The organism is Pedobacter aquatilis (assembly GCF_032678425.1).
Classification (GTDB): domain Bacteria; phylum Bacteroidota; class Bacteroidia; order Sphingobacteriales; family Sphingobacteriaceae; genus Pedobacter; species Pedobacter aquatilis_B.
This window is the reverse complement of record NZ_JAVTSG010000001.1, coordinates 1,154,049-1,174,765: the sequence shown is the minus strand read 5'-3', so window position 1 is coordinate 1,174,765 and position 20,717 is coordinate 1,154,049. Positions and strand designations below refer to the sequence as shown.

Below are 20,717 nucleotides of genomic sequence, written 5' to 3'. Positions count from 1 at the left end.
TGATTTTTAAAATGCCGGGTCGGCAGGTGTATTCGGATTGTTATCTCGCTCTTGAAAAGGATAAGGGAAGAAATTACGCTTTCTATCGGCAAGCGGTTGGTTGAATCTTCTCATGTCTTCAATTTTTAAACCCGAAGCATAAAGTTCAATGCTGCGGTGTTTGTATATCAAATCCAATAATTGTTGTTGTGTGTAAGTTCCGGTTAATGCAGGTAAAGCTGCGCCAACGCCAAAAGCATCAGCTGTAGAAACTTTAGTAACAACTTTATTTAACTCAGTTAAAGCGTTAGGTAAATCAGGCGTTCTGGCATATGCCTCAGCTTTAATTAAAGTCATTTCTCCAGGTAAATAAATAGGAAAAGGTGTTGATGTTGTGGCTGCAAAACCATTCATTCTTAAAGTTGCTGTTGGTGTTCCCTCCATTTTCGTATAGAAAGCTAATCTTCTATCTGCTGCATCTGGTACATAAATCCCTGCTAAACCTAAATTTGCATTTAAAGGTTGAAACACGTTGTTTGAAGCAATAATTGAGAAAAGAATATTTGGTGAGGTTGCATCAAACCTAAAAGAAGAAGCTGTTGTTAAAGTAACTAAGTTTGCTTCTGTTAATGCTAATGGATAATTACCAGAAAACAAAGCATATCTTGCTTTTAAGGCATGAAGTGTATTCACAATGCTCACATCGGCCGGTACATTGCTGTTAAAGCCAGCAGAAATTGGATTGGCAGCAATTACGGTTAAAGCATTGTCTAATACTGCAATTGCTTTGGTAAATCCTGCCGCACGAGTTATAAATGCAACATTCTTACCCGTTCCATCGGGTATTCTTTCCCAGTACTGCGCCATATTTCCAATAGCCAAGGCTTTGAATATGCTTGAGTAGCCAATTAGTCCAGCGGCATAACCTTTATCGCCTAAATTACCTGCGTTTGAAATTACCAAATCCGCATCGTAAACAATTTTGTTAGCGCTGGTCCAAAGGTTAAATAAAATGGTATTTGTACCATCAACCGCATTTCCACCCGTGCTTAATTGCAGTTCGGGAATGTTACCAGCATTTAATAAAGAAAGCTCGTTGGTCACAAATCCATTTGCTGCAATTGAATTAAACATTACACCAGTTCTGTTTAAGGTGTAAACGCGTTGCAAACCTATGGCAACAGCTGTTAAACCTTGTTGCGTAGTTAGTGCAACATCCGTTTTCGCTCTCGATGGATCTTGATATTCTTTGGTACAAGATGATGAAAGTAAAACCGCCGATAGGGCAATACAGCTAATATATTTTGAGGTATTATTTCGTAAATTTTTCATAAATTTTTCTGCTGAAGATTAAAATTTAACTTGTAAACCTAAACTGAAGGTTCTAGGGATTGGCACCGAACCAAAATCGATGTTTCTTAAAATGGTCGATTGCCCGCCGGAATTTAACTCAGGATCATACCCTTTATAATTATCCCACGAAACAAGGTTTCTACCGCTTAAAGTAACCGTTAAATCTCTCAGATATTTTATTTTCCCGATGTTGTAGCTCAATGAAATTTCTCTTAATTTAACGAAAGAACCATCATCAATTCTCCATTCTTCGGTAGCATAAACACCCGCAACATAACCGCGTGGTAACTGACCAAGTTGCTCTGCTTCGGCTACTTTACCATTACCCACACCTTGACGAGTTCTCCAATCTGCATTCCAAACATCGCCACCCTGAACCGCATCTAACTGAACATGTAAGTTGAACTTCTTATAGGTAAAATCATTTACAAATGAAGCGGTATAATCCGGATTAGGATCGCCTAGAACTTTACGTAAAGTTGTACCAGTCGGCAAGCCATTGGCATCTCTTTGAGGTGTAAAACTTGTAGCAGAATTTTGAATGCCTCGCTCTAATTGAGGAATACCTGCCGCATTGGTTAGTAAGCTTCCATCCGCTTTGCGGGCAAAGAAAGTTCCGTAAAATACACCAATTGCTTCTCCGTTAATAATGGCAACCGGTGCGCCAGGGTTTGTGCTGAATAATCTTAAACCGCCAACATCAAGTGCTTTGTTTCTATTTCTGTTAAATACAAGGGTTGTATTCCAGCTAAAATCATTTGATTTTAATGGAGTGCCGTTTAATACCAATTCAATACCTCTATTTTGAAGTGAACCAATATTATCTAAGAAACTAGAAAAACCTGTAGATGGTGCGGTAACGCTTGCAATTAATAAATCGCTAACTTTTTTATTGTACCAGTTGAATTGTAAGCCCAATCTGTTTTTAAAGAAAGACATATCAGTACCTAATTCTAACTCACGCTGACGCTCCGGTTTAACATTCTCATTTGCCAATTGAGCACTAGAGAATAAGGATGCCCTTCCCAAAAATGATTGTGTTGAATAGGCGTTAATCCGATCGTAAGCACCAATTCCGGTTAAGTTACCCGATTCGCCATAAGCTGCTCTGATTTTGAAAGTATCCCACCAAGACGAAACCCCTAAATTTTTCCAATAATCGGCTGAAGATAAAACATAACTTGCATTTCCTTTGAAATAGGTTTGCGTACGGTTATCAGCACCAAATACTGTCGATTGATCGACCCTTACTGCGCCAGTTAAAAAGAAATGATCTTTGTATTTAAATGTTTGCTGTAAGTAACCACCAGTAACGGATAACTGGGTTCTGCCATCAACACTTGGCAACTGCGTTGCTGCAGCATTAACGGTTTCAATAAGTGGGGCTAAACCACGACCATTTACCAATTGATAACGGGTTTGCTCATACTGAAATGAATAACCTAACTGTGTTGTTGAAGAAATTTTATCAGATATTTTTGCCTGATAAGTTGCATTGATTTCATTGTTAAATTGGAAAGCATTGTTACTCGCTGTACTTGCATAGCCATTTAATGTACCATCTAAACTCGCGCCACCGCCAAAGAAATCGGGATTTACATTATAAGCAAACGGAGGAATATACGTTGTTCCGTTTGCGCCAGAATTATCTACACCAAGTAAGAAGTTTAAGGTTAAGTTTTTAACCGGATATAGTTTCAGGTTTGCACTTGCAATAACACGATTGGTTTCTTGTCGCTGTTTAATATCTTCAATTACAGAAACTGGATTTACACGTCCGCGTTCGCCAACAGCCAATAAGTTGCCATTAACATCTCTTGCAAAAATATCATGGAAATTACCAATAATGGTTACTGAATTCATCGGAGAGAAAAATGAGTTTCCGTCTGGTTTTTCATTTGCCGCACTTCTGATGTAATTTAAGCCAGCACTCAATGAAGCCCACTCGGTAATTTTCTGATCTACGTTTGCTCTTAGATTATACCTAGAAAAATCTGTGTTTTTGATGATGCCCTGATTGGTGAAGTAACTGGCAGAAGTATAGAATTTTGTATTATCTGTTCCGCCGCTTATAGAAACGGTGTTGTCTGTTCCGTAACCTGTTCTAAAAATATAATCCTGATAGTTATATCTTGTAACTGGTGTTGTATTGGTTAATGCAGGCGTTAACACATCTTGTGTTTGGCTATTAACCGAGCCACCAAATTTAACTGGCGATTGATTGACTTCAATTTGCTTGCGCAATTCGCTAATGGTTAAGCTGGTGTTGAAACTAACTTGCGCTTTTCCGCTTGCGCCCCTTTTAGTGAAAATTTGAATTACACCAGAGTTTGCTCTTGAACCATAAATGGCCGCAGCTGCAGCACCATTTAAAACCTCAATTCTGTCAATATCGGCTGGATTAATGTCAACCATTCTGTTTTGGCCAATGCTTCCAACAAAATTTCCGCCATCGTAATTGGCTGATGTATTGGTAACTCTTGTTGTAGAGTTATTTACAATTACCCCATCGATAATATATAATGGCTCTGATGATGAGTTTACAGAACTTATCCCTCTTAACCTTACAGATAAACCACCTGCAGGGTCGCCAGAGTTTTGGCTGATTTGAGCACCTGCCGTTTTACCTTGTAAAGAGGAAAGCACGTTTCCGCTGCCCGCACGATTTAAATCATCTCCCTTTACGGTACTTACATAACTTCCCAGTTCTTTTCTCGTTGTTCCTTGTGATGTACCAGTTACAATTACTTCGTCCAAACCAACAGCATCGCCAGCAAGCGCTCCGTTAACTTGAACTTGGTCTGCAGAACCTAAGTCGAGATTCTGAATTGACGTTTTGAAGCCTACATAAGAGAATTGAATTTGATATTTACCTGCCGGAAGATCGACAGAAAAACTATAACTCCCATTTCCTGAAGTGCTTGTAGCCAGATTGGTATTTAAGATTTTTACAACTGCACCAGGTATTGGTTCTTTATTTGCAGATTCGGTTACTTTTCCTGCAATGGTATAACGCTTATTTTGAGCATTTGCCATTTCTGTGAGTAAAAGCAGCACAAAAGAGATCATCAAAATTGATAATAATTTTGGCGACCATTTTAGGTAACTTTTTTCCATAAAATTCGGTTTGTTGATTATGATTAGCTAATAAACAAATTTAGCAAATTACCACACAAACCAAATTTTTTATTCGGGGAGGCTAATCTTTCCCATACAAACGGAAGGAACACCTTGTCTTTTGCCAAAGTTTATTGGTTTTCCGCAAAGCGTTTCGTTTGCTAAAACGGCAAATAGTACAGCTTCTTTAGCATCCGGATTAATGTTTAAATCATCAGTAGATTTAAAATTAGCTGATGATAACTTATCTTTTAATAAGCTAACTAACAATGGGTTGTGCATGCCGCCGCCACTCATAAATATGTGTATTTCAGAAGTTTCATCAAAGCAGCATTTAATAGCTTTAGAGATTGTTTCTGCAGAAAAATGGCATAATGTTGTCATTACATCTTCCTTACTTATATTTTCTGTTGATGATTTTTGTTGTGCCGATTTTAAATAGTCGAGGTTAAATAATTCAGGTCCGGTTGTTTTAGGGAAACTTTCATTAAAAAAGTCGCAATCCAGCAAAGCTGATAAAAGCTTTTCGTTTAAATTTCCTGATGATGAAACTTCGGCATTTTTATCATAAAACTTATTGAAATGCTGCTGCATATATTGGTCCATCATAGTATTGCCTGGACCAATATCCGTAGAGAAAATTTCATCAGCCTTTGAATTCGCTGGCAGGTAAGTGAAATTTGAAATTCCTCCAATATTTAGCATTACGCGATTTTCACCGGGTTTAGAAAAAATAAGGTAATCACCATAAACGGCTAATGGAGCGCCTTCACCTCCAGCCGCAAGATGTTTCTGTCTAAAATCTGACAGCGTAATAATTCCGGTTTTTAAGGCAATATGGTCACCATCTCCAATTTGCAATGTGCCATTGGGGTAACTTTCTAATTTATGTAATGATTTGGGCGCATGAAATATCGTTTGCCCGTGACTGGCTATAAAATCTATATCTTCACTTTCATATCCCCATTCTTTCAAAGCTTGATTAATGAGCTCACTATGTACCTCTGCAATGTATTCATTCATTAAACAAACAAGCTGCAAATCAACTTCTTTCTTGGAGAAAATGGCTTTTATTTTCGCCCTGAAATCATCCGTATAATCTCCTGTTTTAAACTGTACAATTTTAACATCAGTGTCTGGACCATTTCCTTTAATTTTGCAAAGGGCAATATCCAAACCATCCATTGATGTTCCACTCATCAAGCCAATTATCAGCCTTTCTGCTTTATTAGCTTTTTCGTACAGTTTTTTTATTTGAATATTCATAACCAATTGATTTTAATTGAAAAACGAGCAAACGTTTGATTTGTATTTTAAGCCACTTTTGCAGATTTTCTTGCAATAAAAGTAAAAAACCTTTGCAAAATACCCGCCATATGTTGCTATATTTACTGCTCCGTACATTAAAATCCATAACAAAAAAATGGCTAGATTAAATCTACTGGAGGAGACACGCTTCGAGAAACTCCCTGTAAGCGTGTTCGAAAATCCAAAAATTGCTTCTGTAAATGTTGCGCAACGCATTGCAGGTATGATTAAGACAAAACAAGCAAACAACGCACCTGCCGTACTGGGCTTAGCAACAGGTGTTACCCCAATTGCAGTTTACGCCGAATTGGTGAGATTGCACAAAGAAGAGGGTTTAAGTTTCAAGAATGTAATTACTTTTAATTTGGATGAATATTATCCAATGCAGCCCAATGCGGCGCAAAGTTACGTTACGTTTATGAATGAAAACCTTTTCGACCACATTGATATCGATAAGAATAATGTTCACATTCCTGACGGAACACTGGCATTGGAAGATATTCCTGCTTTCTGTTTAGACTACGAGAAGAAGATTGGTGATTTGGGCGGTCTAGATATTCAGATTTTAGGTATTGGTCGTACTGGTCACATTGGTTTTAACGAGCCTGGTTCTGCACCAAACTCAGGTACACGTTTAGTTACACTTGATGATTTAACACGCCGTGATGCGGCTCGTGATTTTGGTGGAAAATCTTTTGTGCCAACAAAGGCCATTACAATGGGTATTGGTACAATTTTCAAAGCCCGCGAAATTATTTTAATGGCTTGGAGCCGTAAAAAAGCTTCGATTATTAAAAAGGCTGTAGAAGGCGAAATTTCTGGTGATGTTCCGGCAACTTACCTTCAATTATCAGATAATGTTGAGTTTATTTTAGATGAACCTGCGGCTTCTGCTTTAACGCGTTTTGATACGCCATGGTTGGTAAAAGATTGTATCTGGACGGATTCTTTAATCCGTAAATCGGTTATTTGGTTGGCAAATACGCTACATAAGCCAATTTTAAAACTTACCGAAGACGATTACAACAATAATGGGATGGCGCAACTGGCTACCGAAAAAGGTCCGGTTTACAACATCAATATTCATATTTTTAATAAATTACAGCACACGATAACGGGCTGGCCCGGAGGCAAAGCCAATGCAGATGATTCTCAGCGCCCTGAAAGAGCAGAGCCTGCAAAAAAACGTGTAATCATTTTCTCTCCGCATCCTGATGATGATGTAATATCAATGGGCGGTACTTTTATTCGTTTGGTTGATCAAAAACATGATGTGCATGTGGCTTACCAAACATCCGGAAATACTGCTGTTTGGGATGATGATGCTTTACGTTTCGTAGAATTTAATGTAGATTTTACCGAGAAAATGGGTATGGATAACACTCATTTAAAGGAGCTTTATCAGAAAATGAGAACATTTATTGATAAGAAAAAACCGAACCAGGTAGATACTCCGGAAATTCAAACCGTTAAAGGATTAATTAGAAAAGGCGAAGCGATAGCAGGAGCAAGATATTGTGGTTTAGAAGATGATCATATTCATTTCCAAGCGCTACCTTTTTACGAGAGCGGCAAAAACCAAAAAAATCCAGTTACTCAACTTGATGTTGAGCTTACCAAAGAGCTATTGCAAAAGGTAAAACCTCAGCAAGTATTTGCTGCGGGCGATTTTGAAGACCCGCATGGAACGCACATCGTTTGTTTCAATATAATTTTGGCTGCTTTAACTGAGCTTCGTAAAACAGAAGCTTGGGCAAAAGATTGCTGGTTATGGATGTACCGCGGTGCATGGCATGAGTTTGAAACACACGAAATTGAAATGGCTGTACCAATTAGTCCTCAAGAACTTGAACGCAAAAAATATGCTATTTTCAAACACCAAAGCCAAAAAGACAGAGCTGTTTTCCCGGGTGATGATGCAAGAGAATTTTGGCAAAGAGCAGAAGACCGTAACCGGGATACTGCAAAAGCTTATGATGCTTTAGGTTTGGCAGAATACGAAGCTATGGAGGCTTTCGTACGCTGGAAGTTTGCTGATTAAAGTCTTGCTTAAACTTACGAAGTCTGATGTGCACATGCAATCAGACTTCGTAAGTTTTTAATAACAACCATCCTTATTTCATTTTAAAACTTAAATATGAAAATAGAGGAAAATTGTTTTTACCACGTATTTAATCGTGGAAACAACAAAAGTTTAATTTTTTTTGAAGAGAGTAATTACAAATACTTTCTTAATCAATTTCAAAAATACGTATTACCTTATGTCGATGTGTATGCGTATTGTTTAATGCCAAATCATTTTCATTTCTTTATTCGAATAAAGGATAAGGTTAATTTCGAAAAAGGAATTAAGAATTTCTTTATCTCTTATTCCAAATCAGTTAATAAATCATACAATCGGGTCGGTAGTTTATTTCAAGGACGCTATAAAGCCAAAATAATCGATTCTGAAAGTTATTACACCAGAATAATCACCTACATTCATCAAAATCCAATTAAAGCTGGATTAGCATCAAGGCTCCAAGATTATAAATATTCCTCTTACAACTCTTTTGTTTTAAACAAGTCTACATTAATTAGCAAGAAAAAAGTTTTAGAATGGTTTAAAGATCTTGCAGGCTTTATTGCCGATCACAAACAAACTTACGAAGTCTAATTTGCACATGCATAATAGACTTCGTAAGTTTATACCAAACTAACCAGCAATGTCCCAACCCAAACAACGCCTGCTTTCTCTTGATTTTTTTAGAGGATTAACCGTAGCTGCCATGATTTTAGTTAACAATCCTGGAAGCTGGGGGCATATTTATGCACCTTTGGAGCACGCAGAATGGAATGGTTGTACACCAACCGATTTAATTTTTCCTTTCTTTTTGTGGATTGTTGGCGTTTCAATTGCATTTGCAATGAGCAGTAGTAAAGCAGATGCATCAACACATAAAAAAACAATTATTAAAGCGATAAAAAGGGGTTTAATATTGTACTTTTTAGGTTTTTTCCTGGCAATTTTTGGTAAGCTGATTAACGATCCTGCAAATGCCTTTCAAACAGTAAGGTTACTAGGCGTTTTACAAAGAATCGGCATCGTTTTCATCATCAGTTCAATTATCTTTCTAAAAGTATCTGAGAAAAATATCTTCAAAACCTTAATTATAATTTTAGGCCTTTACTGGGCACTGATGACTTTGGTTCCCGTTCCGGGCGTAGGTTATGCGAACATGGAAAAAGAAACCAATTTAGCGGCATGGATAGACCGTGGAATTTTAACGGAAGCACACACTTGGGCATCATCTAAAACCTGGGACCCGGAAGGCGTTTTAAGCACATTGCCAGCCATAGGAACTTGTTTGTTTGGAATCTTGGTTGGTATCTGGATGAAAAGAAAAGACGTTGATAATCCAACAAAAGTTGCCTGGCTTTTTTCTGCCGGAATATTTACTGTTGTTTTGGGGCTTTTACTGGATTTGAACTTTCCAATCAACAAATCATTATGGACAAGCTCTTTTGTTTTATACACCGGCGGTTTAGCATCCGTTGCACTAGCCCTTTGTTACTGGATAATTGATGTTCAAGGGTATAAAAAATTTACAACACCATTTGTAGTCTATGGCGTAAATGCAATTACAGTTTTTTTCCTTGCAGGATTAATGCCACGAGTATTGAACATGATTGAGGTATCAAAGCCTGATGGCACAAAAACCGGAATATTAGTGCGTTTTTACGAAACCTGCTACACGCCTTATTTTTCGCCAATTAACGCATCGTTAGTTTGGGCAATAAGTTATGTTTTAGGCTTTTATGTTCTGCTCTACATTATGTACAAGAAAAACATCATCATTAAAGTTTAATTACTCTTTCGCTAAAGGAATTTCAACACCAACAGGTCCACTTGGCTCACTTTCATTTTTTAATCTATCCAAAGCGGTAACAAGATAACTGTATCTTTTGCCGCTTTCAACGGTTGTATCAATAAACGAAACGTAATCTTCAAAGCTGATTTTAAGAATATTCTTAGCATCTAAAATTGAAATCTTTTCACCTTCATCAAAACGATAAATAACAAAGCCTGAAGCCGTTTCTCCGTCTTTAGCTTTTAATGGTAGCTGCCACTTCAAATGCACACCATCTTTCATCGCATCGGCTGTTAAAAACTGTGGTTCATTCGGAGGCGTTTCATCCAGCCAGGGCATTTGTGGCGGCAAAGCCTGATATTTATACAAGTCGTTTTTTAAAGAATCGGCTACCGAACGGGCAACTGTGCTTAATGATTTTGAAGAAAAGAAAACACTGCCCTGAATGCGGTTGCTTTCTCTTAAGGTGCGAATTTGATTCGGAATTTCAGAAAGATTTCTCCAAGCCAATTCTGCTCTCGAATTTACCAGGTAAGCACCATGACCAACGTAAACATGCCTTCCATAAGCATTGTTGCTCCACCAATCTAATAAAACACCAAAAGGAGCGGCTTTTCTTGTAAACGTAAAATATATCTGCGGATTGATGTAGTCAACCCAGCCTTCTCTAACCCATTTTCGGCTATCGGCATAAAGTTCGGCATAGTTTGAAAGTCCACTACTTGCCGAGCCTTCTGCATCTTCATACTTGTTGCGCCAAATTCCGAAAGGACTAATTCCAAATTTTACATATTTTTTGTAGTGATGAATACTGTCATCAACCATTTTAATTAATAGATCGACATTGTTTCTTCGCCAGTCTTTTATATCCGAAAAATTGTTTGGGTACTTGTAAAATGTGTTTCCATCGTCTATTCTTTGTCCGGCAATTGGATATGGATAAAAATAATCGTCGAAATGAATCCCATCTACATCGTAGTTTTTAACTACATCTAAAATCACCTGCGTGATGTATTCTCTAACTTCTGGAATACCTGGGTCGAATTGCTTTTTTCCACCATAGGTGAAAAACCATTCCGGATGCTTTTTAGTAATGTGTGTCTCGGCTAAAGGAGTTACGCTATTCATACTCGCACGATAAGGATTAAACCAGGCATGAAGTTCAATACCTCTAAAATGCGCTTCTTTAATTGCAAAAGTTAATGGATCATAACCGGCTGCGGGTGCAACACCTTGTTTTCCCATAAGCCATTGGCTCCAAGGCTCTCGAGATTTTCCGTAAAAGGCATCGGCTGCAGGACGTACCTGTAAAATTATGGCGTTAATGCCTTGTGATTTATGCTTTTCTAAAATGCCAATTAACTCTTGCTTTTGTTGGTCAACACTTAAACCAGGTCTTGATGGCCAGTCGATATTAGACAGTGTGGCCACCCATACCCCTCTAAACTCTCTTTTTGGTGCAATTTTTGATATTGCTTGTGCATTTAATATAAATGGTAGTATAGTTAAAGATAAAAGTGCGTATAGAAAGTTTTTAAGCATTATTTCTGTCTGTTTTTTTATTTAGGTTGTATAGCTGATTAATCAATTATACATTTTGAACCTTAGCAAGTAAACGATTTTTTTTAAAAACTCATATATTTTATTAAAAATTTTAATTTGCGCCGAATTTATAAATGCCAATTGTGTTACCATTTACCTGTGAAGACAAACAATATTAAACTGAAAACGAAAGAGCATTATTAGAAAATGGAATCACAAAACGTAAATAAAGGCGATAGAAATAAAATTTACTTCTTAATAATTGTAATTGCAGCACTAATTGGAACAAACGGGTATTTGTTTTTTAAGGATAGGCAGCAGGGCGAGAAATTAGTGACAGTAAGTGCCGAGAAAGATAAATTACGTTTAGAAGTTGAGAAAATTGAAGTAGAATTAGATAAGGTAAATGCGCTTAATCTTGATTTAAACGAAAAGCTTTTAGGCGAACAAAAATTAGCACGAACTAAGATTGACGAGTTAAAAGCTGCTTTAGAAAAAGGAGAAATTACGCAGGCAGAATTAGATAAAGCGCAAAGTCAGATTGAAGAATTAAAGGTTTTTATAAAGAATTATAACGACCAAATCATTCAACTCCAAAACGAAAATATTTTTTTAAAATCATCCAGAGATAGTCTTGAAAGTGGATTGAAAAGTGCTAACGACAAAGCGGCAAACCTTGCAAACGAAAACTCTGCACTAAATGCCAAGGTTAAAACGGCGGCTGCACTTAAATTAAAACAAGCAGATATTTTTGCTTACAGAACCAAATCAAGCGGAAAAAAAATCGAAGTAACGAAATCTTCTTCTGCTGAAAAATTAAACATTAGATTCGAAATTATACAAAATGAATTGGCTGAAAAAGGCCACCATAATGTTTATATTCGAGTGTTCGACCCAGCAGGAAATCTCTTAGCTGATGACAGTAATCGCTTCGAAGCCGATGGTCAGGAAATGCAATACAGTTATTCTATTTTTATAGATTATAATAATGATGGCGCTGTTTATTCAATCGATTGGAGCAACCCAAAGCCTTTTATCAAAGGCATTTACACCGTTATTTTATATGCTGATGGTGGTACAATGGGCAAAGCGCAAATCGAACTTAAATAAAATCTATATCAACGGGAAGTTTAAATAAAACGTTGTGCCTTTTCCTGCTACTGATGTAAAAGTTATACTTCCTCCGGCATTTTCTATGGCTTGTTTAACAAAAGCTAAACCTAAGCCAGTTCCCGATGTTTTGGTTGTAAAGTTTGGGACGAAGATTTTATCGTGTAAAACCGCCGGAATGCCTTTACCGTTATCTTTTATCTCTATGTAAGCATTTTTGTTGTCGTTGTATAATAAAACGTTAATGTTGCAAGCTGCATCAGCATCAATGGCCTCAATTGCATTTTTAAAAAGGTTATTAAATGTTCTCAACAGCTGGTCTCTATCCGCCTGTATATATGCATTAATCTCAGTTTTATTGGTAACCGTAATTTCTACATTTTCTGCGCTTCTAAATACTTCTCTTGCTTGTTCGATAACTGGTAAAATTGCCGTTTGCTCCAACTTTGTATCAGGCATTTTAGCGAAATTAGAAAACTCTGATGCGATTTTCGAAAGGCTTTCAATTTGCTCGATAAATGATTTGCTAAACTTGTTGAATTTAACTTCAAAATTCGGATCATTTTCTTTCCATGATTTTTCTAATAATTGAACGCCCAATTTTAATGGGGTTAACGGGTTTTTAATTTCATGGGCAACCTGTTTAGCCATTTCTCTCCAGGCATTTTCCCTTTCAGAACGGGCAAGCTTTGCAGCGCTTTCCTCCAGGGCGGCAATCATACTGTTGTATTCTTTTATTAACGTACCAATTTCATCATGCCTGCGCCAAACGATTGGTTCATTTTTTTGCCCAATTTTAGTACGGCTAATACTCTCCTGAATAAACGTTAATGGGCTTGTGATCTGATTGGCGAGGAAAACAGCAAGCACACCGATTGCAACAAATACTAATGCGTAAATGTTAATTAGGTTACTTACAAATAAGGCAATTTTGTCCTTGTATTCATCCTCGTTAGAGTAATTTGGTAAACCAATAAATGCGATTGTTTTGTTTTGCGCATTTCTGATTGGCGCATAGGCCGCGGCATAAGTTAAGCTTCCTATTTTTTCACCTTGATTAATAAATTCTGAACGTTGCAATCCACTCAGGTTTAGAAAAGCCATTGGCCCCATTTTCCGACCAATAATTTTAAAATTATAAAGCTTAGGATAGGTGGTCATTATTACATCACCTTTGGTATCATAAAGCGTTAAATCGGCGTTATTTATATCGGCAAAGTTGTTGAAATCTGCAATGGCATTATCATCAGTTTTTATTTTCCCATCATTAAAAACCTGCTTTTCAAAATTCTGCTGAACCTTTCTAATTTTATCCTTTATCAAAACATCCTGCTGCCCCCTGTATTCCTTGTTCATGTAGCCGTAGGTTGTCCAGCCTACAACAAGTAGCGTTGCCACAACCGTTAATACAATAGAAACCTGGATACGGGTTTTGTAGAGAATTTTGTTGGCATTAATCATTAACGATCGATTTATGCTAAACCATCCAACTTTATCATCATCCAGGTTTTTAATAAGCCAGATTAACCCATACAATATGAAGCAAAAAATAATGAAAACAAGGAAGAAAAACGATAGTGCTGCCAATCGCTCGATGTAACCCACTTTTTCTTTACTAATGACCACCATTTTACTGGCGCTTGGCTTAAAGAGTAAGTGGCTATAGCGTTGTTCGTCATCATTTACAACCACAAAATCATCTTTTTTGCCTTTGTAAATTTTTCCACTAAGCGGATAGGTGTAAGCACCCGATTGATTTAACAACTTGTCGTTACTGTATAAAGCGATAGAATAACCTTTAAACTCCTCATCCTTGTTATATTTTTGGTCGGCAAGTAAGTCAGGCAGGCGGTTGCTGTAATTATATGGTTTAGAGCGCAGTTCGATTATTAGCGTACCAACCAAACTATTCTCGCTAACTACCGGAATTATCCCAAAATAATCTTGGTAACCAAAGGTATTATTAACCTGATAGAAAAAATTTGAAGCCTCAATTTTTACAGAGCCTGATTCTACTAAACGTTTATACTTTTCAATTGGTTGTACATCTGTTTTATTTAGTGGATTTTCAAATTTATTATAATCGTAAATGTTATAATCATAGCGACTTAAATAGCCATCTAAATAACCTTTGAGGTGATTTTTTAAAACTGCAAAATTTGATTGACCTTTAGTTGCATTGAAATATTTTACCAGAAATTCATCTTCAAGTAACTGTCGTTCTAGTTTTCCAAGGGCGATAATTGCATTTGGATCATCTGAAGCTTGTACTTTTCTCGCCAGGAGTTCACGCTCACTTCGCTCTTTAATGTCTTTATATTTGATGTATTTTATTGAGGTGTTAAAGGCGAGGCAGAAAAACAAAATCGCTAATAAACCTATAGAAAAATGCTTAGTTTTTATGTAAGATATTCTGGCAACAATGTACAATACAAGCGCATAAACAATGAAAAAGGCTGTGAAGTTATTTAGTAACCTGTAAATAAGTACGCCAATAAAACCGATAATGAAGAGAATAACACGTTCCTTATTGGTAACATTCAGTTGTTTACTAACCTCTATCGATACAATCGTTATCAAATAAATTTGAAACCATACCAAGCATAAAATAACAATACTCACCCAGCTGTTTCCGCTTAATTTAAGGATGTTAATAATGTCGAAATTAATTTTGGAGTTGTTTATTAAACCGAAAAATAAATCATCAACAAAAAAAGCGATTGCACCAATATGAAATAGGAGTACGGCATGGATTAAAATTCCAATCCACTTGCTCTTTTTTATCCACTCCGGAAATTTATACTGCTCCTTATGATTATACACAAAAAGTAGCCACCAGGTTGCGGTTAAAACATTCATTAAAAAATCGCCCAGTGATGGCATTAAATCACTATTGGCGTAAATTCTTGGGTCAAATAATTCTAACGGAAACCTGTGGTTAAACCAGCCAAATGACATATCTGTTAAACGGCCGCAAACGAAAAAGGCGAAGAGCAGCAAACTGGCAAATATTAAATAACCTCTTCTGGCGATTAGCGAGCAAAGAGAATTGACAAACATGCAAACGCAGATTATTCCGGCAACAAAAAGCCAAAGCTGGGTGTCAGAATAATAATCATCGGCATAACCAGATTTAATTTTCAAACTAAATAAAAAGGAATCATCATTGCTTCGAATGGCGTATGCATCTTTATCATAATAGGATGCAAGGGTTATTATTTTAGAATCAGAAAGCAGTGCATCAACATCATTTTTAAAATATCTGTTTTCGGGAACGGCGTATTGAGATTGAATTGCAATTAAGAAAAGTAATGTGAAATCGCCATCTGTTTTCTTAATAATTTCATAGTAACCGTTAGATAATTGTAGAACCGATTTTCCTTCTTTAATAAAATGAGGATTGATATCTGTAATCTTAATGGTACTCCAGTATTTGAGTTGGTTTTTTTGAAATGTTTGTAGATTAATGCCGTTTTTCCGGTAGATTTCTAGAAAGCCAATACCTTCAGCAGCGTTTAAATGAAATTTTTCAGCCTGCTTTATTCTTTTATTGTCAGATAAAAAATCATCAACAATTTGTTCTTTTATAGATAGATTTTCTTGAACTTTTTTGGCTTCGCTTTCCAGAAGTTCGGTTTTGTTGGTGAAACGACTCAGGGAAATAGATGTTGCAATCAGGCAGCAGCCTAGAATAAGCAATAGAAATCTTATTTTAACACCAAAGCTTAGTTTCATCTATTGATAAAGATATAAATATTGATAAAAAATAACGCCATAAACACGAATGCTTATGGCGCCGGATATTAATTATTTTAAAGCTTGTTTAAGCAATTGTTGCACTGCTTGTACTCACCTCACGGCTTACTTTTTTTACTAATCCCTGTAATACGCTACCCGGACCAACCTCAACAAATTCAGTTACGCCATCGGCTAACATATGTGTAACGGTTTGAGTCCAACGTACTGCACCAGTTAATTGTTTGATTAAGTTTTGCTTTATTTGCTCTGGGTCAGTATATGGTTTTGCATCAACATTTTGATAAATCGGGCAAATTGGCGTAGAAATATTAGTGTTTTCTATTGCGGTTTGAAGTTCGATTTTTGCTGGTTCCATTAATGGAGAGTGAAAAGCACCACCAACATTAAGTTTTAAAACTCTCTTTGCGCCGGCTTCTGTTAATTTTGCACAAGCTAAGTCAATACCTTCAATGCTTCCAGAAATTACCAATTGACCTGGGCAGTTATAGTTAGCAGGCACAACTACTGCATCTATTTCAGCGCAAATTTTTTCAACTACATCATCAGCTAGCCCTAAAATTGCAGCCATTGTTGATGGTTGAGCCTCACAAGCTTTCTGCATAGCATTTGCTCGGGCAATTACCAATCTTAAACCATCTTCAAAACTTAATGCGTTGGCCGATACAAGTGCTGAAAATTCGCCCAGTGAGTGTCCCGCAACAACATTTGGTTTAAAATCATCACCTAAAACCTTCGCTAAAATAACGGAATGTAAAAAAATTGCAGGTTGCGTTACGTTGGTTTGTTTAAGTTCCTCATCAGTTCCGCCAAACATAATATCGCTTATGCGGAAACCAATAATTTCGTTTGCTTTTTCAAATAGTGCTGCAGCTGTTGGGTTTTCGTATAAATCTTTACCCATTCCTACAAATTGTGCTCCCTGACCAGGAAATATATATGCTTTCATTCTATGTTATTTAGCGCATTACGCATGGCGATGTTAACCAAGGCGCTTAGCCTGTCTATGTTATTTTAATGAATCTAGTACTGTTATTATATCATCTTGATACTAGATATTTCTATTCGATACTTACCTAATCTAAGCTTGCTGTAATTAACCTTAAAAACTCGGCTCTTGTTTTATCATTGCTTAAAAAAGTACCGGTAAAGGCCGAAGTTGTAGTAACAGAATTTTGCTTCTGAACGCCACGCATCGCCATACAAAGGTGTTTACACTCCATCACAACAGCAACACCCATTGGGCTTAGCGTGTTTTGAATACAATCTCTAATTTCATTGGTTAAACGCTCCTGTACTTGCAATCTACGGGCAAAAGCATCAACAATGCGAGGGATTTTGCTTAAACCAACGATGTGCCCGTTTGGAATGTATGCAATGTGTGCTTTACCAAAAAAAGGCAACATGTGGTGTTCGCACATAGAATAAACCTCAATGTCTTTAACCACAACCATTTGGCTGTAATCTTCTTCAAACATTGCCGATTTTAAAATTTCATCGGGTTTTAAATCGTAACCGTGTGTTAAATATTGTAAAGCTTTTGCAACTCGCTCGGGCGTTTTTAACAAACCTTCGCGTTCAGGGTTTTCACCCAAATTAACCAAAATATCTTTATAATGAGTGGCTACAGCTTCAATTTTAGATTCATCGTAACGGTCTATTTTTACATAACCATCTCTCGATTCTCCTTTTAAAATATCTTTCTTTTCCATTAAGGTTTAACCAAAGTATTCAACAAAATTATTCTCAGTTTCGTAGATTTTAACGCAGTGTAAAATTGCACCAGCCTCAGTAATTGGAGCCAAAAGTTGCGCCCAGATTGCGATGGCTAAATTCTCTGTTGATGCTAGTTTATTTTTCATAAAATCTACATCGAGGTTTAAGTTTTTATGATCAACCTTATCTACAACGTAAGTATTCATTACATCTTTAAGCCATTTTAAATCGACCAAAAAACCAGTTTCAGGATTTATTTCGCCCTTAACCGTAACGTATAACCAGTAGTTGTGGCCATGCCAATTTGGATTGGCACATTTGCCATAAACCTCCGCATTTTTATCTGCATCCCAATCTGGCCTGGCTAATTTATGAGCCGCGTTAAACGATGCTTTTCTTGTTATATAGATCATTATCAAAAAATAAAATGCAAATATACGTATTACCACGAAACGCAAACGAATTATAAAAGATGTAAAAATGAATGATGAACTTAAACGTTTTATTTACGGAAGATTTAATACGCAATCTTTACCTTTAAACTTATGAAAATACTCATCGTTGCAGCCACCAAAGCAGAACTTACCTTTTTTTATCAGCATTTTAGTTTGCCAGAAGGAGATTTTATTGAGGAAAAGAAATTCGACGTACTGATTACAGGCGTTGGAATGGTTGCTACAGCGTTTTCTTTAGGTAAACATCTATCATCAAAATATCACTTGGTTTTAAATTTAGGAATTGCAGGTGGTTTTGATAGAAGTATTGAGCTTGGAAAAATTGTAAATATTACACAAGATACTTTTGCAGAGCTTGGCGCAGAAGATGGCGATAACTTTTTAACAATTTCCGATTTGGGCTTTGGTGAAAGCACTTACCAAGGCAAAAGTAATGTTAAGGTAGATTTACCGCAGGTTTCTGGAGTCACCGTTAATCGCGTGAGCGGCAATGATAAAAACATTAAAAGCTTAATTAAGAGGCTAAACCCAACAACCGAAAGTATGGAAGGTGCTGCAGTATTATTTGCCTGCCATCATGAAAGAATTAACTGTTTACAGATTCGAAGTATTTCTAACTATGTTGAACCTCGAAATAAAGATAAATGGAAAATAGGTTTGGCCATTAAAAACCTAAACGATTGGGCAATATCTTTTATTGGAGATATGAATTGATTATGACCAACTAATGCAGCATAGTTTTTTAATTTTGAAACCATGAAACTTACACTTGGTTTTTCGCCCTGCCCTAACGATACATTTATTTTCGACGCCTTAATTCACAATAAGATTGATACTGAAGGTTTAACGTTCGAAGTTTTTTTTGATGATGTGGAAACACTCAATAAAAAAGCGCTAAATGGCGAATTAGACATCACAAAGTTGAGTTTTCATGCATTTGCGTATGTGGCTAACCAATATGCTTTGTTGGGTGCCGGTAGTGCTTTAGGTTTTGGTGTTGGTCCGCTGTTGATAAGTAAAAAGCCTTTTGGCCATGATTTGCCAGCAGATTTAATTGTTGGGATTCCTGGCAAGTATACTACTGCAAATTTCTTGTTGGGTATTGCTTATCCGCAATTGCAGAATAAAAAAGTTATGGTTTTTTCGGAGATTGAATCAGCTTTGTTAAATGAAGAAATTGATTTGGGTTTGATTATACACGAAAACAGATTTACTTATCAGGATAAAGGCTTAAATAAGATTGTTGATTTAGGCGATTATTGGGAGAAGCTAACAGGTTGTGCTATTCCGCTTGGTGGCATCGTTATTAACCGGAAATTGGATAAAGAGGTTCAGTTAAAAGTTAACCGTTTGATTCGAAAATCGGTTGAATATGCGTTTGCAAATCCTAAATCAGGCATAGAATTTATTCGTGAACATGCTCAAGAAATGGATGAAGCCGTGATGTACAAACACATTGAACTTTATGTAAATAAGTACAGTATTGATTTAGGCGATGAAGGTAAAAAGGCTGTTGATACCTTATTCAGCTTAGCGGAAGAGAAGAATTTGATTCCGGCTGTGCCAGAAAATTTATACGTTTAAGGGCGAGGGGAAAGCGTAAAAGCAAAGGAGCAGGGCAGAGGTTTGAAGACGAATTTATCTTTATTCCTTGCTCCTTTGTTCTCGTTCAATTAGCTCACTAATAGTTTATAACCTTTGCCGTGTACATTTATAATTTCTACGGTAGAATCTTCGCGTAGGTATTTTCTGAGTTTACTTAAAAACACATCCATACTGCGGCCGTTGAAGTAATTGTCATCATGCCAAATGGAAAGTAGAGCTTCTTCTCTCGTTAAAACTGTATTTTTTTTCAGGCACAATAAACGCAGTAATTCGGCTTCTTTAGTAGAAAGTTTTTGAATTTTATCGTCGTGCGTGATGATTTGCGTGGTATAATCAAAATTATATTTACCAATTGAAAACTGACTTTCAGTAGCTTCTTCGCCACTGCCAGCTTTATTTGCAACTCTTTTAAACATTGCATTAATGCGCAATAACAATTCTTCAATACGGAAAGGCTTTGTAATGTAATCATCGCCACCTAAATCGTATGCTGCAGATTTATCTTCGAGCATTGTTTTAGCCGTTGCAAAGATTATTGGCACTTGTGCATTTACTTTTCTAATGTCTTTACCCAAAGTAAAACCATCTTTTTTAGGCATCATAACATCTAAAATGCATAAATCGAAGCTTTGCTTACTAAATGCTTTAAAACCTTCGTCTCCATCAGTACATAAAACTACATCAAATTTACCTTTCAATTGCAGGTAATCTTGCAACAGAAGGCCAAGATTTGGATCGTCTTCTACCAGAAGTATTTTCTTCATTTTATTAATTTTATTTGAGTAAACGCTGTTTTTAGAGTAAACGCTACTTAAGGTTTGAGTGGAATTCTGCATAACGGTTTAATTCAAATTTGAAATAGTTAAATTAATTAACAGCTATATTACAGATTAAATGCGGGCATAATTTTAAAGTATCGACAAAG

Annotated in this window: 15 protein-coding genes; 6 read left to right on the top strand and 9 right to left on the bottom strand. The window is 36.5% G+C overall.

Annotation, left to right across the window (positions count from 1 at the left end):
* Nucleotides 1-6 precede the first annotated feature (6 nt).
* The 3 genes from R2Q16_RS04965 to R2Q16_RS04955 form a co-directional block, all read right to left on the bottom strand.
* A complete protein-coding gene (locus tag R2Q16_RS04965; protein WP_316735513.1) occupies nucleotides 7-1,311 on the bottom strand; it encodes a RagB/SusD family nutrient uptake outer membrane protein in 1,305 nt (434 codons plus the stop codon).
* A gap of 18 nt (nucleotides 1,312-1,329) precedes the next feature.
* Nucleotides 1,330-4,449, bottom strand: a complete 3,120-nt coding sequence (locus R2Q16_RS04960; RefSeq protein ID WP_316735512.1) for a SusC/RagA family TonB-linked outer membrane protein — start codon at nucleotides 4,447-4,449, stop codon at nucleotides 1,330-1,332.
* 69 nt (nucleotides 4,450-4,518) lie between these two features.
* Nucleotides 4,519-5,715, bottom strand: coding sequence for an anhydro-N-acetylmuramic acid kinase (locus R2Q16_RS04955; RefSeq protein ID WP_316735511.1), 1,197 nt, complete (start codon nucleotides 5,713-5,715; stop codon nucleotides 4,519-4,521).
* A 157-nt stretch (nucleotides 5,716-5,872) separates the two neighbouring features.
* Here R2Q16_RS04955 and nagB point away from each other — a divergent pair, with 157 nt between their 5' ends.
* The 3 genes from nagB to R2Q16_RS04940 all read left to right on the top strand — a co-directional run bounded on the left by nagB (nucleotide 5,873) and on the right by R2Q16_RS04940 (nucleotide 9,605).
* Nucleotides 5,873-7,798, top strand: coding sequence for a glucosamine-6-phosphate deaminase (nagB, locus tag R2Q16_RS04950; RefSeq protein ID WP_316735510.1), 1,926 nt, complete (start codon nucleotides 5,873-5,875; stop codon nucleotides 7,796-7,798).
* A 96-nt stretch (nucleotides 7,799-7,894) separates the two neighbouring features.
* The gene (locus tag R2Q16_RS04945) at nucleotides 7,895-8,413 is read left to right on the top strand and encodes a transposase (RefSeq protein WP_316735509.1); all 519 of its coding nucleotides are present in this window, start codon (nucleotides 7,895-7,897) and stop codon (nucleotides 8,411-8,413) included.
* Between the two features lie 49 nt (nucleotides 8,414-8,462).
* Nucleotides 8,463-9,605: an acyltransferase family protein gene (locus tag R2Q16_RS04940; RefSeq protein WP_316735508.1), complete on the top strand. Its 1,143-nt coding sequence runs from the start codon at nucleotides 8,463-8,465 to the stop codon at nucleotides 9,603-9,605.
* Here the strand turns inward: R2Q16_RS04940 and R2Q16_RS04935 are convergent, their stop codons facing one another.
* Nucleotides 9,606-11,150, bottom strand: coding sequence for a glycoside hydrolase family 10 protein (locus R2Q16_RS04935; protein WP_316735507.1), 1,545 nt, complete (start codon nucleotides 11,148-11,150; stop codon nucleotides 9,606-9,608).
* Between the two features lie 207 nt (nucleotides 11,151-11,357).
* On the opposite strand from R2Q16_RS04935, the gene R2Q16_RS04930 reads away from it, so the two are divergent.
* Nucleotides 11,358-12,260: a hypothetical protein gene (locus R2Q16_RS04930; protein ID WP_316735506.1), complete on the top strand. Its 903-nt coding sequence runs from the start codon at nucleotides 11,358-11,360 to the stop codon at nucleotides 12,258-12,260.
* A 3-nt stretch (nucleotides 12,261-12,263) separates the two neighbouring features.
* Here R2Q16_RS04930 and R2Q16_RS04925 read toward each other — a convergent pair whose 3' ends face one another.
* The 4 genes from R2Q16_RS04925 to R2Q16_RS04910 all read right to left on the bottom strand — a co-directional run bounded on the left by R2Q16_RS04925 (nucleotide 12,264) and on the right by R2Q16_RS04910 (nucleotide 18,145).
* A complete protein-coding gene (locus R2Q16_RS04925; protein WP_316735505.1) occupies nucleotides 12,264-15,995 on the bottom strand; it encodes a HAMP domain-containing sensor histidine kinase in 3,732 nt (1,243 codons plus the stop codon).
* A gap of 88 nt (nucleotides 15,996-16,083) precedes the next feature.
* Nucleotides 16,084-16,965 carry an ACP S-malonyltransferase gene (gene fabD / locus R2Q16_RS04920; protein WP_316735504.1) on the bottom strand — a complete coding sequence of 294 codons (882 nt, stop codon included), beginning with the start codon at nucleotides 16,963-16,965 and terminating at the stop codon, nucleotides 16,084-16,086.
* A 127-nt stretch (nucleotides 16,966-17,092) separates the two neighbouring features.
* The gene (gene folE, locus R2Q16_RS04915; RefSeq protein WP_290240491.1) at nucleotides 17,093-17,728 is read right to left on the bottom strand and encodes a GTP cyclohydrolase I FolE; all 636 of its coding nucleotides are present in this window, start codon (nucleotides 17,726-17,728) and stop codon (nucleotides 17,093-17,095) included.
* 6 nt (nucleotides 17,729-17,734) lie between these two features.
* Nucleotides 17,735-18,145, bottom strand: coding sequence for a 6-pyruvoyl trahydropterin synthase family protein (locus tag R2Q16_RS04910; protein WP_316735503.1), 411 nt, complete (start codon nucleotides 18,143-18,145; stop codon nucleotides 17,735-17,737).
* Nucleotides 18,146-18,277: 132 nt separating this feature from the next.
* On the opposite strand from R2Q16_RS04910, the gene mqnB reads away from it, so the two are divergent.
* Both mqnB and R2Q16_RS04900 read left to right on the top strand, forming a co-directional pair.
* Nucleotides 18,278-18,901 carry a futalosine hydrolase gene (gene mqnB / locus R2Q16_RS04905; RefSeq protein ID WP_316735502.1) on the top strand — a complete coding sequence of 208 codons (624 nt, stop codon included), beginning with the start codon at nucleotides 18,278-18,280 and terminating at the stop codon, nucleotides 18,899-18,901.
* 42 nt (nucleotides 18,902-18,943) lie between these two features.
* Nucleotides 18,944-19,771 (top strand): 1,4-dihydroxy-6-naphthoate synthase, encoded by an 828-nt coding sequence (locus R2Q16_RS04900; protein ID WP_316735501.1) that lies wholly within the window; start codon nucleotides 18,944-18,946, stop codon nucleotides 19,769-19,771.
* 89 nt (nucleotides 19,772-19,860) lie between these two features.
* Here the strand turns inward: R2Q16_RS04900 and R2Q16_RS04895 are convergent, their stop codons facing one another.
* Nucleotides 19,861-20,556, bottom strand: a complete 696-nt coding sequence (locus tag R2Q16_RS04895) for a response regulator transcription factor (RefSeq protein ID WP_316735500.1) — start codon at nucleotides 20,554-20,556, stop codon at nucleotides 19,861-19,863.
* Nucleotides 20,557-20,717 lie beyond the last annotated feature (161 nt).

Excerpts from the sequence above, each read along its gene's own strand:
- R2Q16_RS04965 (WP_316735513.1), bottom strand. The coding sequence starts at position 1,311 with ATGAAAAATTTACGAAATAATACCTCAAAATATATTAGCTGTATTGCC.
- R2Q16_RS04960 (WP_316735512.1), bottom strand. The coding sequence starts at position 4,449 with ATGGAAAAAAGTTACCTAAAATGGTCGCCAAAATTATTATCAATTTTG.
- R2Q16_RS04955 (WP_316735511.1), bottom strand. The coding sequence starts at position 5,715 with ATGAATATTCAAATAAAAAAACTGTACGAAAAAGCTAATAAAGCAGAA.
- nagB (WP_316735510.1), top strand. The coding sequence starts at position 5,873 with ATGGCTAGATTAAATCTACTGGAGGAGACACGCTTCGAGAAACTCCCT.
- R2Q16_RS04945 (WP_316735509.1), top strand. The coding sequence starts at position 7,895 with ATGAAAATAGAGGAAAATTGTTTTTACCACGTATTTAATCGTGGAAAC.
- R2Q16_RS04940 (WP_316735508.1), top strand. The coding sequence starts at position 8,463 with ATGTCCCAACCCAAACAACGCCTGCTTTCTCTTGATTTTTTTAGAGGA.
- R2Q16_RS04935 (WP_316735507.1), bottom strand. The coding sequence starts at position 11,150 with ATGCTTAAAAACTTTCTATACGCACTTTTATCTTTAACTATACTACCA.
- R2Q16_RS04930 (WP_316735506.1), top strand. The coding sequence starts at position 11,358 with ATGGAATCACAAAACGTAAATAAAGGCGATAGAAATAAAATTTACTTC.
- R2Q16_RS04925 (WP_316735505.1), bottom strand. The coding sequence starts at position 15,995 with ATGAAACTAAGCTTTGGTGTTAAAATAAGATTTCTATTGCTTATTCTA.
- fabD (WP_316735504.1), bottom strand. The coding sequence starts at position 16,965 with ATGAAAGCATATATATTTCCTGGTCAGGGAGCACAATTTGTAGGAATG.
- folE (WP_290240491.1), bottom strand. The coding sequence starts at position 17,728 with ATGGAAAAGAAAGATATTTTAAAAGGAGAATCGAGAGATGGTTATGTA.
- R2Q16_RS04910 (WP_316735503.1), bottom strand. The coding sequence starts at position 18,145 with ATGATCTATATAACAAGAAAAGCATCGTTTAACGCGGCTCATAAATTA.
- mqnB (WP_316735502.1), top strand. The coding sequence starts at position 18,278 with ATGAAAATACTCATCGTTGCAGCCACCAAAGCAGAACTTACCTTTTTT.
- R2Q16_RS04900 (WP_316735501.1), top strand. The coding sequence starts at position 18,944 with ATGAAACTTACACTTGGTTTTTCGCCCTGCCCTAACGATACATTTATT.
- R2Q16_RS04895 (WP_316735500.1), bottom strand. The coding sequence starts at position 20,556 with ATGAAGAAAATACTTCTGGTAGAAGACGATCCAAATCTTGGCCTTCTG.